Source organism: Bifidobacterium scardovii JCM 12489 = DSM 13734 (genome assembly GCF_001042635.1).
GTDB lineage: Bacteria > Actinomycetota > Actinomycetes > Actinomycetales > Bifidobacteriaceae > Bifidobacterium > Bifidobacterium scardovii.
In genome coordinates, this window is the sequence record NZ_AP012331.1 from 1,149,475 (window position 1) to 1,162,975 (window position 13,501).

General features: G+C 62.9%; 9 protein-coding genes and 2 pseudogenes. 10 read left to right on the forward strand and 1 reads right to left on the reverse strand.

The features are described from left to right. Positions 1 to 157: 157 nt before the first annotated feature. The 8 genes and pseudogenes from BBSC_RS04720 (at position 158) to BBSC_RS04755 (ending at position 10,271) form a co-directional block, all read left to right on the forward strand. A complete protein-coding gene (locus BBSC_RS04720; protein WP_033519229.1) occupies positions 158 to 2,437 on the forward strand; it encodes a primosomal protein N' in 2,280 nt (759 codons plus the stop codon). Positions 2,438 to 2,558: 121 nt separating this feature from the next. Next, entirely contained in the window at positions 2,559 to 3,263 is a 705-nt protein-coding gene (locus BBSC_RS04725; RefSeq protein WP_033519228.1) for an HAD family hydrolase, read from the forward strand. Positions 3,264 to 3,366: 103 nt separating this feature from the next. Next, on the forward strand, positions 3,367 to 4,347 hold the full coding sequence (gene fmt, locus BBSC_RS04730; RefSeq protein WP_033519227.1) for a methionyl-tRNA formyltransferase: 981 nt from the start codon (positions 3,367 to 3,369) through the stop codon (positions 4,345 to 4,347). Between the two features lie 612 nt (positions 4,348 to 4,959). Beyond that, positions 4,960 to 5,985 carry a LacI family DNA-binding transcriptional regulator gene (locus BBSC_RS04735; RefSeq protein WP_033519226.1) on the forward strand — a complete coding sequence of 342 codons (1,026 nt, stop codon included), beginning with the start codon at positions 4,960 to 4,962 and terminating at the stop codon, positions 5,983 to 5,985. A gap of 172 nt (positions 5,986 to 6,157) precedes the next feature. Further along, the gene (locus BBSC_RS04740; protein ID WP_033519225.1) at positions 6,158 to 7,438 is read left to right on the forward strand and encodes an extracellular solute-binding protein; all 1,281 of its coding nucleotides are present in this window, start codon (positions 6,158 to 6,160) and stop codon (positions 7,436 to 7,438) included. A 42-nt stretch (positions 7,439 to 7,480) separates the two neighbouring features. Beyond that, positions 7,481 to 8,419 carry a carbohydrate ABC transporter permease gene (locus BBSC_RS04745; RefSeq protein WP_046726217.1) on the forward strand — a complete coding sequence of 313 codons (939 nt, stop codon included), beginning with the start codon at positions 7,481 to 7,483 and terminating at the stop codon, positions 8,417 to 8,419. A gap of 287 nt (positions 8,420 to 8,706) precedes the next feature. Further along, positions 8,707 to 9,156 (forward strand): annotated as a pseudogene (locus tag BBSC_RS14465) (carbohydrate ABC transporter permease); the annotation flags it as partial. A 104-nt stretch (positions 9,157 to 9,260) separates the two neighbouring features. Next, complete coding sequence (locus BBSC_RS04755; protein ID WP_048349657.1) at positions 9,261 to 10,271, forward strand: glycoside hydrolase family 130 protein; 1,011 nt, start codon at positions 9,261 to 9,263, stop codon at positions 10,269 to 10,271. Positions 10,272 to 10,372: 101 nt separating this feature from the next. Here BBSC_RS04755 and serB read toward each other — a convergent pair whose 3' ends face one another. Then, on the reverse strand, positions 10,373 to 11,047 hold the full coding sequence (serB, locus tag BBSC_RS04760) for a phosphoserine phosphatase SerB (RefSeq protein ID WP_033519223.1): 675 nt from the start codon (positions 11,045 to 11,047) through the stop codon (positions 10,373 to 10,375). Positions 11,048 to 11,085: 38 nt separating this feature from the next. Here serB and BBSC_RS04765 point away from each other — a divergent pair, with 38 nt between their 5' ends. Together BBSC_RS04765 and arc are read left to right on the forward strand one after the other, a co-directional pair. After that, a complete protein-coding gene (locus tag BBSC_RS04765) occupies positions 11,086 to 11,787 on the forward strand; it encodes a DedA family protein (protein WP_033519222.1) in 702 nt (233 codons plus the stop codon). Between the two features lie 143 nt (positions 11,788 to 11,930). Then, positions 11,931 to 13,445: pseudogene (arc, locus tag BBSC_RS04770) on the forward strand (proteasome ATPase); the annotation flags it as partial. Between the last annotated feature and the right edge of the window lie 56 nt (positions 13,446 to 13,501).

Consider the following 13,501-nt stretch of genomic DNA (forward strand, 5'->3'; position numbering starts at 1 on the left):
GCTTGGCTCACCCTCGGTGAGGGGAGCTGGCCGCGAAGCGGTCTGAGGGGAGGATTCCCGTGAACGCTTGACATTAAGCCGATTCGCATGATCTTGCCCAGCTGGCTCCCTTCTTCAGAGGGGAGCCGGATCGCGATCTGTGGTAAAACAGGAAGCTATGACTTCACCGGACGCCGAACAGCTGGCGCTTGACGGGCTGGCCCCGCGCAAGCGCCGCAAGCGCGCGCCCGCGGCCAAAACCCCGGCCTCGACCGATCCGGTCGTCCAGGTCGTGCTCGACATCCAGGCCACGCACCTGGGTCGCACCTTCGACTATCTCATCGAGGAAAGCCAGTCCGAGGCCGCGCAGCCCGGCGTCATGGTGCGCGTGCGCTTCGGCGGGCAGCGGGTCGGCGGCATCATCTGGAACCGCGTCGCCGCCGGCGAGACGCCCATGTCGTCGCTGCGCTACGTCGAGCGCGTGTACGGCCCGCAGCCGATCGTCTCGGCGTCCATGCGCGAGGACATCACCCGTGTGGCCGAGGCCTACGGCGGCACGCGCGCGAACATCGTGCGGCTGGCGGTGCCGCCCCGCGTGGCGCGCATCGACGAGGAACAGCGGCTGGCCGCCTCATCCGTGTGGCGTGGCCGCCAGCGGTTCGGCGAGCGGTCCGAACAGGTGGCCGGCGCCGCCGAGCGGGGCGCCGCGCGATTCGCGGCCTCCTACGCCGATGCCGCCCGTCTGCGCTCCGCGCTGGAGGGCAGCGGATTCTCGCCGTTCGTGGTCGATGCGCTGCCCGGACCCGAACGCTGGGCGCGCGAGCTCGCGTGGATGGCCCTGGAGGCGATGCTGGCCGGCAAGGCCGCCGTGCTGGTGCTGCCGACCATGCGCGAGGTGCAGGACATGACGGTGGCGTTGCGTTCCTGCGGGCTCAGGCCCTTCATCCCAAACCCGGCCTCGAACGGCGGATACAGCGGCGATTTCGCCGTATTGAGCGCCTCGATGCCGCCGGCCGAGCGCTATCGCGCCTACACCTCCATCGCGAACGGCCAGGTGCGCTGCGCGATAGGCCCGCGCGCGGCCATGTACGCGCCGGTCGAGGGGCCGGCCCTGTTCGCCATATTCGACGATCTCGCCTACCAGAACATGGACGGGTTCATGCCCTATCCGAACGCGCGCGGCGTGCTGAGGCTGCGCGCCAAGGCGCACGGCGGCGTGTTCGTCGCGATGGCCCACGCGCGCAGCCCGATCAGCCAGTGGGAGGCGTGCGGCACCGGGGCCTCGGGCGATCCGGCGGCCGGCGCGGCGCGCGAGACGCCGACCTGCGGCTACAGCATGCCGATCCACGCGCTGCCCGCCGTCACCAAGGAACGGAGCCCGTGGATCCGCTGGCTCAACCGCGACGAGCTGGCGCGCCTGGCCGACCCGTCGATCGGCGCGCGCGTGCCGCATACGGCGGTCCGCGTGCTGGCCAAGGCGCTCGAGCAGGGGCCGGTGCTCCTGTCGATCCCCGCGGACGGCGTGGCCGAGGCGCTCAGCTGCGCCAAATGCCATCGTCAGGCGCGCTGCCGGCGCTGCACTGGCCCGTTGCAGCGCGAACGCGACGACGGCGTGCGCTGCCGTTGGTGCGGCGCGGCCGCCGTGAACTGGACCTGTCTCGGGTGCGGCGGCGACCGCCTGCGCGTTGTGCGCGTCGGCGCCGCCGGCACCGCGCAGGAGCTCGCTGGGCTGTTCCGCGGCGTGCCGATCGTCGTCTCATCGCGCAACCAGCCGCGCGGCGTCGTCGAATCCATCGAATGCCGGCCGCAGATCGTGATCGCGACGCCCGGCTGCGAGCCGCGCGTCAGCCCGGTGCCCGGCAACGACGGGCCGCAGGGGCACGAGTACCGCGCGGTCGCGATCCTCGACGCATGGACGAGCCTGTATGCGCTGGGCATGGACGCGCGGCCCGACACGCTGTGCTCGTGGATGCGCGCCATGGCGATGTGCGCGCCCCGCGCGAGGGGCGGCCAGGGATTGCTGATCGGGGAGACCGATCCGGCGCTGGCCCAGGCGCTGATGCTGTGGGATGCCCCGCTGCTCGCCGCCAAGGAGATCGCCGAGCGCGCGCAGACCGGATTCCCGCCGGTGCTGGGCGCGGCCTGCGTGTGGGGTCGCCGCGACGCGGTGATGACGGCCCTCTCGCGCATCGGCGTGACCGGCGAGGGGGACTGGACGCGCGTGGAATCCGACGGCGTGCCGGTGCCCGCCGTGCTCGGCCCGGTGCCGATCCCGCAGCCGGCCACGATCAACGCTCGCGAGCTGGAGAACACCGCCGACCGGGTCAAGGCGGTCGTGCTCGTCGATCTGACCCGCCGCGCCGAGCTGGCGACGAGGCTGCGAGCGGCCGTCGCCAAGCACGTCGCCTCGCGGGAGCCGGGGGAGCTGCGCTTCCGGCTCGATCCCAAGGATCTGTGACGGTCCGCTGCGGCTGGTCGGCGCGGCATGGGACGATAGCCGTAGCGGCGCATGGCGCCGCATGCGCATGACGGGTGTTCCGCGTACGCAGTGCATGGCTCTGAACGGGAATGGAGGCCTTATGAAGGGTTGGCCGGGCGAACCGGATATGGAACATGACGTGCTCATGGCGGACGGCAACGCCGCTTCGGCGGCGGGCAAGCCGATCACCGACGTGATCTTCGACTTCGGCAACGTGCTGATCTACTGGGACCCGCAGGCGGTGATGATCCCGCGCTACACGCAGGAGCACATCGACCAGTTCCTCGACAACGACATCTCGGGCTTCTACGACGGCAACGACATGATGGACGGCGGCGCCACCGTCGACGAGGGCGTGGCGTGGATGCGCGAGACCCACGGCGACCGGTGGGCCGACATGCTGCGCTACTATCTCGACAACTTCCAGGACTCCCTGACCGGCATCGTGCCGGGCATGCGCGTGCTGATCAACGACCTGAAGGCCGCCGGCGTCGGCGTGTGGGGCCTGTCGAACTGGGAGAAGGAGCTGTTCCACGTCGCCGAGGAGAACTGCGCGATCCTGCAGGAGCTCGACGGCAAGCTCGTCTCCGGATTCGTCAAGCTGCGCAAGCCGCACAAGGAGATCTACGAGGCGGCGCTGGACCGGTTCGGCATCGACCCCGCGACCAGCGTGTTCATCGACGACAAGGCGATGAACATCGTCGGCGCCAACGAGGCCGGCATTCGAGGCATCCGCTTCTCCGACTCGCGCAAGTTGCGCGAGATCCTCATCAATCAGGGCGTGGACATCCCCGCGGTGAAGTGAGCGCCTTCCATGCCCCGCGGCGCGTTGCCGGCGAGTCCCGCCGGCGCCGGCCGCGGGGCATCCGCATGGGAGTACGGTAGGGAACATTGACTGAAAGGACCGTATGCTGAAGATTCTGTTTGCCGGCACGCCCGAGGTGGCCGTGCCGTCGTTGCGCGCACTGGCCGCCGACACCGAGCATTTCGAGATCGTGGCCGTGCTCACCAGGCCGGACGCGCCGACCGGCCGCGGCCGCAGGCTCATGCCGAGCCCCGTCAAGCAGGCCGCGCAGGAGCTCGACCTGCCGGTGATCGAATCCGACCCGTCCGAGGAAGACTGCTTCGTCAGCCAGCTGGCCGCCACCGGCGCGCAGGCCGCCGCGGTGGTCGCCTACGGCAAGATCCTCAGGCAGTCGGTGCTGGACGCGCTGCCGCTGGGCTGGTACAACCTGCACTTCTCGATGCTGCCCAAGTGGCGCGGCGCCGCGCCCGTGCAGCGCGCGATCTGGGCGGGCGACGCCTCGACCGGCGTGAGCGTGTTCCGCATCACGCTGGCGATGGACGAGGGTCCGATCATCGCGCAGTGCGCCACCGACATCGACAAGCACGAGAACGCCGGCGACCTGCTGAACCGCCTTGCGGTCAGCGGCGCCAGCGTGTTCGTGCGCGCGCTGCAGGCCCTTGACGAGGGCCGCGCCGCGGCTGTCGAGCAGCAGCACGGCGACTATCCGATCGCCGACAAGATCCGCGTCGAGGACGCGCACATCCGCTTCGGCGTGCCCGTCGCCGACGTGGACCGCCAGATTCGCGCGTGCACGCCGAACCCGGGCGCATGGTGCCTTCTGCATGCGGAGGGCGATGGGGACGACGCCGTCGAGCCGACCACGCTGCATGTGCTGCGCGCGCAGCCGGCGGACGCCGACGGCCCGAACGTGCCGGCCAATCCGGGCGCCGGGCGGTTCGTCGTCGGCAAGAAGAACGCATGGGTCGGCACCGCGTCCGGCGTGCTGGAGCTGCTTGAGGTCAAGGCGCAGGGCAAGAAGGCCATGTGCGCCGCCGACTGGGCGCGCGGCGCCCGCCTGGCCGAATCCGCCTACTGCGACTGAACGCGGGTGTGGGGGCTCCCCTCCATGAGGGGAGCCGTCCGCGTGGCGGATTGAGGGGAGCGGCCCCGCTGTTCGTATTTCGTATTGCGCTACCGGCGCAGCAGGTCGAGCACCTTGGTCAGGTCGCGCTCGTTGAGCGCGTAGTCGGCCGTTGCGGAATCTTCCTGCCGTTCGGCCTATGTCCGTAGTGGGCGATTCGGGCTCTGCCCAACGCATTGGCTCCCTCTATGAGGGGAGCTGTCCGCATAGCGGGCTGAGGGGAGCGCTGGGTGTGACGTTATTGATCCTAGTGCCGTCATTGCGGATATGAATGACATGCGGCGATAAAGTGATGGGGCATAGTAAGTATCCGGGAAATGGCTCTTGAATCCCCTCATAATTTTGTCTGTGTCCACATTCGTATGAGTGGAACATGCTTGTGTTTCAGTCTTTCGCTAAAGATGTTCCCTGGGGGAAAAACATGGGAGACGACACCTTGCTTGCTGCTCCCCAAATGCGTTATCTCTGAATCTGCAGCGAATCATCAAACTGTTTTGACGGCATTATCAAACCGGTATAACTTGAAAATACAAACGATTCGACGATGAGTCCAGGGGAAGGAGGTGAAGTTGAATGAGACCAACGATTGCAGATGTCGCGCGCGAAGCGGGAGTTACCAAAGGCACGGTGTCCCATGTGTACAACGGTCATCGTCCCATCTCCGCTCCGACCAAGGAACGGGTGAGGGCCGCGGCTAAGAAGCTCGGGTGGGTTCCCAATGCCAATGCTTCTGCTTTGGCGGGACACCATACGAATGCAGTTGGTCTGGTATTGCATAAGAATCCGGATGCGTTGGCCGTTGATACCTTCTTTCCGGTGTTCATCTCCGGTATGCAGGCCGAGCTCTCGCAAAGGCAGGTCATGCTGGCCATGCAGGTGGTGGACAGTCAGTCCGCCGAGGAACGTGCGTATCGGAGTATGGCGCACGGGCGTGCCGACGGCGTTGTGGTGCTGGACATCCATCGTAAGGATTGGCGTATTCCATTTCTTGCAAAGCTTAGGCTACCGGCCGTGCTCATGGATGTACCTCGTGATTATCCGGGATTCACCGCGGTTCGCATCGACAGCGGTCGGTCGATGGAGGAACTTGTCGACCATTTGCGAGCGCAGGGGCATACTCGTATCGCGCATGTGTCAGGTCCGCTGGATTATGTGCATGCTTATGAACGTGCTGCGGCATATGTTCGCACAATCGGCAATAAGGAGCTGTTGCGGCAGGGAGATTTCACCGCGCAGTCAGGTCGTCGGCTGACATCCGAGCTTCTGTCGCTGTCTTATCCGCCAACGGCTATCATCTATTCGAACAACGTCATGGCTATTGCCGGACAGTCCTATGCACAGGAACAGGGGCTGCGCATTCCCGAGGATCTGGCTCTTGCGGGATTCGAGGATGATGAGATATGCGCCCATCTTAATCCCCCTCTCACCAGTGTTGATACCGGGCCGGCGGAACGTGGCCGGCTGGCAGCTCAACAGTTGGTGCAAGTCGTTGCCGAGACGTTCCCCGAAAGCGTTACGGCTCCGGCACCTGTCATCCGGTACCGTGGCAGCACGGAGGGCAAGTCTCCGCCCGGAGACTGCGATCCCCGTGATGTTTAGATTCTCCGTCAGCGTCCAACTGGCTGAATCATTTCGACTTCATTCATGACGTGCATGGCGAAGCCATGTCTTGACGGCCTTCTCAAAGCTGCAATCAACTTTTCATCAAACTAGGGTGTGTTTACATTATTTGAGTTTTGTAATAAACCAATCCACTCGAAGAGGAGTAATCATGAACAAGCATTTACTGCGTAGGACCGGCTGCACGATTGCGGCGCTTGCGATGACGATATCGATGGGGGCTTGCGGCGCGAAAATTCAAGGTGATTCGTCCGGCACAGGCCCGATCAAAATATGGCTGTCGAATAACGAGCAGGAGGTCACTTGGGGCAAGGACATGGTCAAGGCTTGGAATGAGAAGCATCCGGACCAGAAAATCACCGATCAAGAGATTCCGGCCTCCTCATCTTCCGAAGAGGCTATCACTGCCGCTATAACTGCAGGTACCGCACCGTGTCTGGTATACAACATCTCTGCGGCCGCGGTACCCGGATGGGTACGTCAAGGCGGTCTGGTCGATCTGGGCCAGTTCGATGGCGCGAACCAGTACATTACAGAACGTTCCGGCGACGGGGTGAACATTTACCAGACGGATGGCAAGTATTATCAGATGCCGTGGAAGTCTAATCCGGTAATGGTCATGTATAACAAGGATATCTTTAGTAAAGCTGGCATTGACGCAGACAATCCCAATATCGGTACTTTTGACGGTTTTCTCGATGCAGCGCGCAAGATCGTCAGTTCCGGTGCCGCGCAAACCGCCATTTGGCCGGCTCCGACCAACGAGTTCTACCAGCCGTGGTTCGATTTTTACCCGACATACCTGGCTGAAACTGATGGAACTCCGCTCACTGAAGATGGTAAAGCGACGTTTAATGATGAAGCCGGCAAAAAGGTCGCCACATTCTGGAAGACGATTTATGATGAGAAACTTGCTTTTCAGGAGAAATCCACTGACGATGCGATGAGCACCGGCAAGACCGCCATGCAGATGGCCGGTCCATGGGCCATCGCTTCATACAAGGACACCGTGAATGTCGGAGTTGCCCCGGTCCCGACCAGCGACGGTAAAACCGATCCGTACACCTATGCCGATGCCAAGAATGTGTCCATGTTCACCACCTGCGCATACCAGCAGACCGCTTGGGAATTCCTGAAGTTCACCACCAGCGAGGACGCGGACGGCAAACTTCTCGAGGCTACTGGTCAGATGCCGTTGCGGAAGAATTTGCCCGGCACGTATGCGGAATACTTCCAGAAGAATCCGGCATATGAAGTCTTCGCCAAGCAGGCCGAGCATACCAGCGATGTGCCGAGCCTGACGAATTCCACGGAGGTATGGCAGGAATTCCGGAAGGATTATTCCGCGGCGGTGATTTTCGGTAAGGGAACCGTTGATGAATTCCTCGATACGGCCGCGACCAATGTGGACAAGCTGCTCAAACAGAACTGACCTGCGCCACATTGTTTTGACCAAGCAAAGGAAACAACTACTATGAAACGTTTGGCTGATCATTCTATGAATGGCAGCGAAAACGACAGCAACCGTGGGCTGCGTCGTCGTTTGTTCGGCGCGCAGCCTATCGGCACGATATTCGCCTTGCCGTACTTTGTGTTCGTGCTGGTCGTATTCGCATACCCATTATGTTTCGCGGTATACATGGCGTTCCACGATTACTTCTTCACAGCTCCCGGGGTCAGCACGCCCAAGCCGTTCGTAGGGATACGGAACTTCCTGACTGTCCTCGGCGATCCTGACGTGCTGCAGTCCTTCCGCAATATCGCGGTATTCCTGATCATCAATGTACCGTTGACCGTGATCCTGTCCATGGTGCTCGCTTCGGCATTGAATGCCGGTATCCGGTGGGCGTCGGCATTCAGGGTCGCGTTCTATCTGCCGTATATCACGGCGAGCGTGTCACTGGTCGGTGTGTGGATGCTGTTGTTTTCCACCCATGGACTGGTGAATGCCGTCCTTGGCAAATTGGCGCCGGACCCTTCCTGGCTGGTAAACGAGCATCTGGCCATGCCGTCGATTGCTCTGTACGTGACATGGAAGCAACTCGGCTTTTACATTTTGCTGTATCTCGCCGCATTGCAGAATGTGCCGAAAGAACTGCACGAGGCGGCGGAAGTCGATGGCGCCAACGGGTTGCAGCGATTCCTGAACGTGACGGTGCCCGGCGTGCGATCCACAACCACATTGGTACTGGTACTGGCGATCATCACCGGCGCGAATCTGTTCACCGAACCGTATCTGCTCACCAACGGCGGCGGTCCGGACGGCGCGTCCGCGACCCCTGTGCTGCTCATCTACCAAAAGGGACTGCAGCAGCAGAATCCTGATCAGGCTGCTGCAATCGGCATGATTTTGGTGATCGTTGTCGGCGTGCTGTCGCTAATCGCTAACAAGCTTAACGAGGAGAGGCCATGAGAAAATCGCATCCGATCATCACGATTGTACGTTATGCGTTACTGGTGTTTGCCGCGGTCATTTTCGCCTTTCCGTTTTATTTCATGGTTGTTGGAGCGTTTCAGAGCAATCCGACGAATACCCCGGACCGTCTATTGCCGTTGTCCGGATGGACGACCGGTAATTTCATCAACATCAATGCCCGTATCGATCTGCTCGGTTCTCTGTGCAATTCGTTGATCTTCGTGTGCGGCGTGTTGCTCGGAACGGTCGTCTTCGGGCTGCTGGCCGGATATGCGGTCGCACGTATGGATTTTCGCGGTAAGGGCGTGGTCTGGATACTGATGCTGCTGGTGCAGATGGTCCCGTTCCAACTGCTCATGATTCCGCTGTATGTGCAGGTGACCCGAACCTATGGGCTTGGCGATACGTACCTGGGCATGATTCTGCCGTTTGCGATCAACACCACGGCCGTGTTCATCTTCATCCAATTCTTCAAGTCATTGCCGGCGGACATCTTTGAGGCAGCTCGTGTGGATGGTGCCGGAGAACTGCGTATCCTGTGGACCATAGCGATTCCAATGGTTCGTCCGGCGTTGGCGACCGTGGTGCTAGTGACGTTCATCGGTCCGTGGAATGAGTTCCTGTGGCCGTTCCTTATCACCAAAGATGTCTCTATGCAACCGTTGGCGGTATCACTGGCAAATTACATCTCGACGGTCAGTCAGTCCGTCGCCAACCCGAATGGTGCCATTCTGTCGGGAGCTGCGACATTCGCATTCCCTGTCATTGTGCTGTTCTGCCTGTTCCAGAAATATTTTGTCGCGTCGGATATCGGTTCCGCGCTGAAAGGATAACCATTATGATCAACACCAGCTTTTTTACCGGTGCTTCGTTTCCGCTCGGTCCATTCGTACCATATGAGCACAATCCGATCCTTCGTCCGTTGGGTGGCTCGTGGGAGTCGGCGAACTTGTATAATCCCGCTGCACTGGTGGTTGATGATGAGGTCGTGTTGCTGTACCGGGCGCATGCCGAGGATATCGTGTCGCATATCGGTATTGCGCGCAGCAAGGACGGGCTGCATTTTGAGCGTGAGTCCGAGCCGGTTCTGTCTCCAAGCGAGGATTACGAACGATATGGCTGCGAGGATCCGCGTGTCAGCGTGATCGATGGTGTGTACTACCTGACCTACACCGGTTGGGATCGTCATAGCGCGCAGCTGTGCCTTGCGACATCGACCGACCTGCATCATTGGACGAAGCATGGGCCGTTGTTTTCGGATTTCGATACGTTTGCGGCGACGCCAGATGCGCATGGGTTCAATTGGTCCAAGGCCGGAGTCATCGTGCCGTTCAAAATCCAAGGCAAGTGGTGGATGTACTTTGGAGAAGGCTCGATTTATTGGGCGACCAGTGACGATCTGGTCCACTGGGTACCGGGAACATCCGATGCCGATCCGATGTATCGGCCCACGCCTGGCACCTTCGATACCGATCTGGTTGAAATAGGCGCGCCTCCCGTGATGACCGACAACGGTTTGCTGCTATTCGTGATGAATGGTGCCACTCGTACGCCGCGTGGAGAGAACGCGTGGGATGTGGATTATCGTTGCGGACAGTTCGCCGTTGATCCTGCTCGTCCGACCAAGGTAATCGCCCGCATGCAGGAACCGTGGCTGAAGCCGCAGACCTTTGAGGATCATAACGGATTGATCCCGAACGTCACTTTTGTGGAAGGATTGGTGAAGTTCCATGGCAAATGGTTCGCCTATTACGGACAATCCGATACTACGCTTGCTGTGGCGGTCTGCGACCCGGATTTGCCATGGGGAGACGATTTCCGCGTTGAAGTGATGAACAGCGGAATCTGATCTTTTTTGGGATTATTACAAAGCGGAGCCCGGGGAACTGGGCTTCGCTCTTTGCTCAGACATTAGGGGACGGATGATCGTTCCGTATACCCCGCTACGCGCTACCGGCGCAGCAGGTCGAGCACCTTGGTCAGGTCGCGCTCGTTGAGCGCGTAGTCGGCCGCGAGCTGGGTCTTCGGCTTCGCGCAGAACGCGATGCCGAGCCCGGCGGTCTGGATCATCGGGATGTCGTTCGCGCCGTCGCCGACGGCCACGGTCTGGGCCATATCGACGCCGTCGCGCTTGGCCCACGCCTGCAGGGCGTGCAGCTTGCTCGTCTTGCACACGATGCTGCCGACCACCTGGCCGGTGAGCTTGCCGTCGGCCAGCTCGAGACGGTTCGCCAGCCAGTAGTCGATCTTCGCCTCCGCCGCCAGACGGTCCACCACCTCGTGGAAGCCGCCCGACACGACGCCGACCTTCCAGCCGTACGCATGCAGCTCCTCGATCAGTTCGATTGCGCCACGAGTGAAATGCAGCGAGTCGTGCACGGTGTCGAACACCGACACGGGAAGGCCCTTCAGCAGCGCCACGCGCGCACGGAGCGCCTCACAGAACTCCATCTCGCCGCGCATCGCGCGCTCGGTCACTTTGGCGATCTGCTCGCCGCATCCGGCGGCCTCTCCCAACTGGTCGATGACCTCCTCGTCGATCAGCGTGGAGTCCACATCCATCATCAGCAGACCGGGCCGGCCCAGCGTGGGTGTGTCAAAGTCTTGCAATAGTTCCTCAGGCATACTTCCGATTGTCTGAAATCGCTGGGACAATAGCCCCTATGACTTTTTCCGGACTTGCTCTCGCCGTTGCCGAAACCTCCGTCTGCACCACCGGGGAAACCGGGCTGATCGGTGCAGTCACCGACTGGCTCGTCGGCCTTATGGAGACGATCGGCGGCGTCGGCGTGGCGCTCGCCATCGCCCTTGAATCGATTTTCCCTCCGATCCCCAGCGAGGTGATCCTGCCGCTCGCGGGCTTCACCGCGGCGCGCGGCACGCTGAGCCTCGTCGAGGCGGTCGTCTGGGCCACCGTCGGATCGCTGCTCGGCGCCTGGGCCCTGTACGGCATCTCCCGGTGGGTCGGCCTGCACCGCATCAACCTCGCCGCCGACAAGATCCCCGGCGTCAGCCGCAAGGACGTGGGCAAGGCCAACGCCTGGTTCACCAAGTACGGCACTTGGTCGGTGCTCATCGGCCGTGTCATTCCGGTCGTGCGCTCGCTGATCTCCATCCCGGCCGGGTTCAACCGGATGAGCTTCCTGCAGTTCTCGGGCTGGACGCTGCTGGGGTCCGCCATATGGAACACGATCCTCGTGTCCGCCGGCTACCTGCTCGGCGACCAGTGGTGCTCGATCCAGGGCGCGCTCGGCGTGTTCGAGGATGTGGTGATCGCGGTCTTCATCGTGATCATCGTCGTGCTCGTCGCGCGCAAAGTACGTAGCATGGTGCTCAGCAAGCGGAATCGGGACACCGACGAGTGACCGGACGGCCGGACGCGGCACACGGCTGCGCGGGACGCGCGCCCGGCGTGTGCTCGACGTCGTCCGATCCGCCGGATTCGAACAATGGAGGAGCATGCATGGCCGGAGCAACGGTTGACGGGAATGGCGGCACCGCCGAGGAGCTCGCGGAGCTCAACGACCGCCTCATGGAGAAGAACCATGCGCTCGCCCAGGCGCTGACCCGCGCGAGCAAGGAGCTCGGCAAGGCGAAATCGCAGCTCGCGCAGCTCGCCCAGCCGCCGCTCACCTTCGCGACGATGGTCAGGGTCGATTCGACCCGTACCGACGAGGACGGCGTGCAGCACGCCAGCGCCGAGGTGATCGCCGGCACGCGCCGCGTGGTCGTCCCCGTGGCCGCGAACGTGAACGCGGCCCGGCTGAGCGCAGGCAACACGGTGATGCTCAACGAGAACATGGTGCTGGTCGAGCAGCGCGGCACCGACACGGTCGGCTCGATCCGCACCGTCAAGGAGACGCTGGGCGACGGCCGGCTCATCGTCGCCGACGCCAGCGGCAACCCGCAGCTGATCCGCAGGGCGAGCGCGCTGGCGCACGCCGCGATCAACCAGTCGGACCGCGTGGTCGTCGACCCGTCGAACCGCATGGCGATCGAGACGCTGCCCGAGGAGGCCGACGCCGATCTGGTGCTCGAGGAGACCCCGGACGTGACCTTCGAGGACATCGGCGGCCTCGACGCGCAGATCGAACGCATCCGCGACGCCGTGCAGCTGCCGTTCCTGCACCGCGCGCTGTTCGAACGCTACGACCTGAAGCCGCCGAAGGGCGTGCTGCTGTACGGCCCTCCCGGCAACGGCAAGACGCTGATCGCCAAGGCCGTGGCCCATGCGCTCGCCGACGGTTCGGCGTCCGGCTCCGGCGTGTTCCTGTCAGTCAAGGGCCCCGAGCTGCTCAACAAGTTCGTCGGCGAATCCGAGCGGCTCATCCGCATGATCTTCAAGCGCGCCCGCGAGCGCGCCGCCGGCGGCCAGCCGGTCATCGTGTTCATCGACGAGATGGACTCGCTGCTCAGAACGCGAGGCTCGGGCGTGTCCTCCGACGTGGAGACCACGATCGTGCCGCAGTTCCTCGCCGAGCTCGACGGCGTGGAGAGCCTCGACAACGTGATGGTGATCGGCGCCTCGAACCGCGTGGACATGATCGATCCGGCCGTGCTGCGTCCGGGGCGTCTCGACGTGAAGATCCATGTGGAGCGCCCGGACGGCGAGCAGGCCGTATCCATCGTGAACCACTATCTGACCGACGACTTGCCGCTGGCCGAGGGCGTGGACGCGCAGGCGCTCACCCGGGTGCTGGTGCGCGACATCTACACGCGCTCCGAACGCCGCCACCTGTGCGACGTGTGCAACGATCAGGGCGCATGGTCGGCCGTGTTCCTCGCCGATGTGGCCTCCGGCGCGATGCTCAAGAACATCGTGGACCGCGCCAAGACCAAGGCCGTCAAGGCCTCGATCGAATCCGGCTCGCCGGTCGCGCTGAACGTGGAGCTGCTGGGCTCCGCGGTCGACGACGAGTTCGCCGAAACGCGCGACTCCGTGCTCGACGCCGACCCCGAGCAGTGGAGCCGCATCAACGGCATGGACGCCGGCCGCATCACGCGCATCCGCGCGGTGGGGTAGGGGCGGCGAAGACCCTGGCCGGGCGTTCCATGGAAGACGCCCGATGACGATGCCCC